We start from the raw sequence: 1,912 nt of genomic DNA, 5'->3' as shown, positions 1-1,912 counted from the left end.
TCCCTATATTAGACTAATCAAACCATCAATTATGTCGTATGTAAGAATTTGGGTTCACCTAGTGTTCTCAACCAAAAACCGACATCCCTATTTAACAAAAAACATCCGCTATAAAGTTCAAAAGCACATTATGGAAAATTGTAGAGAAAAATCTATTTTTCTACAGGCAATTAATGGATATACCGAACATATACACTGTCTAATATCTCTAGGAAGAGGACAAACAATTGCAAAAGTAGCTCAGCTCATAAAAGGTGAATCATCATTTTGGATCAATAAAAATATGCTAACAGACATACCTTTTATGTGGCAAGATGACTATTTTGCCGTATCCGTTAGTGAATCTGGTTTGCAAGCGGTTACCAATTATATTAAAAATCAAGAAATTCATCACACCAAAAAATCTTTTGAATCTGAAGTCAAAGAATTTGAAGACAAGTATGGATTTATCTTAGAAAAAGAAGATCTTTAAAAATGCTAACCTTAAATTTCACAAAATTCCCCATACTCGAAACTGAACGTTTAATTCTCCGTGAACACGATCTTGCTGATGCCGAAGCGCTTTTTGCCATGCGTACCAATGAAACGGTAATGAAATATATTGACAGAGAAAGGCCCAAAGATATTTTTGAGATCAAAGATTTTATCTCACGTTTTAGAAATGGTTACGAAAATGGCGATAACCTGGCTTGGGTAATTGCCTTAAAAGAAAACCCTGAACAAATGATCGGATCTGTAGGTTATTGGCGCACTGATTTTGCTAACCACAGGGCTGAAATTGGTTACATGCTCCATCCTGATTATTGGAGAAAAGGAATTATTTCGGAAGCATTAAAGCGATCAATTGCATTTGGCTTTGAAGAGGTTAATCTACACAGCATCAGCGCCAACATTAATGTCGAAAACGATGCCTCAAGGCAAATACTTATTAAACACGGATTTGTAAAAGAAGCACATTTTAAACAAGATTATTATTTCAGGGGCCAATTTCTGGATAGCGAAATTTATGGCTTATTGAACCCAAATCATTAAATCATGGTAAAAAATAAGGCTTTTAATAAAAAGGGGCGTCATCTCGACCGGAGCATGGCGGAGCGGAGAGATCTATTATGCACCAGTCTTCTTTTTATACGATAGCAATAATATTATTCATTTTGAAGAAGATATTTCGGAAAAAGCATGAGCTTTGATACAATAAGCTAATCAAAAACACAATTGCCCAATATTATTTCTTCTTTTAACAGATAAACAAAAAATACCGCCTCAAAAAGACTGAATAATTAGGCAGATTGCCTATAATTATTACAAAACATAGGCATTTTAGCCTTTGGTTTCAAAGCGATTAATAATTATATTTGCCACCGTTATTAAAATTTACAATGAGAGAAATCCAATTTAGAGAAGCACTACGCGAAGCCATGAGCGAAGAAATGCGTAAAGATGACCGCGTTTTTTTATTAGGTGAAGAAGTAGCAGAATATAACGGTGCGTACAAAGTAAGTCAGGGTATGCTTGACGAATTTGGTGCGAAACGCATTATCGATACCCCGATTGCCGAACTAGGTTTCGCAGGTATTGCAACTGGTGCAGCAACAGCAGGCCTTATTCCAATTGTGGAATTTATGACTTTTAACTTCTCATTAGTAGCTATCGATCAGATTATCAACGGTGCTGCTAAAATTTTATCAATGAGCGGTGGTCAGTTCTCATGCCCTATGGTTTTTCGTGGCCCAACAGGTAACGCAGGTCAATTAGGTGCACAACACTCTCAAAACTTCGAAAACTGGTTTGCAAATACACCAGGATTAAAAGTGGTAGTTCCAGCTACTCCTTACGATGCAAAAGGATTATTAAAGCAATCAATTATAGATCAGGATCCGGTTATTTTCATGGAATCTGAAGTAATGTACGG

The 1,912-nt window shown here is 36.0% G+C and carries 3 protein-coding genes; all 3 read left to right on the top strand.

Going from position 1 to position 1,912, the window contains the following annotated elements; all coding sequences use genetic code 11:
• The coding region (gene tnpA, locus AC1DND_RS26865; protein ID WP_477585785.1) for an IS200/IS605 family transposase at nucleotides 1–472 on the top strand (472 nt) is incomplete at its 5' end.
• Nucleotides 473–474: 2 nt separating this feature from the next.
• A complete protein-coding gene (locus AC1DND_RS26860; protein ID WP_477585783.1) occupies nucleotides 475–1,032 on the top strand; it encodes a GNAT family N-acetyltransferase in 558 nt (185 codons plus the stop codon).
• Between the two features lie 347 nt (nucleotides 1,033–1,379).
• Nucleotides 1,380–1,912: pyruvate dehydrogenase complex E1 component subunit beta (locus AC1DND_RS26855; RefSeq protein ID WP_477585782.1), on the top strand; the 533-nt coding region annotated here is incomplete at its 3' end.

The sequence above is a fragment of the Pedobacter sp. 01N416 genome (assembly GCF_056399685.1).
The sequence above is the reverse complement of the archived record's forward strand: the minus strand, read 5'-3'. Positions and strand labels throughout refer to the sequence as shown.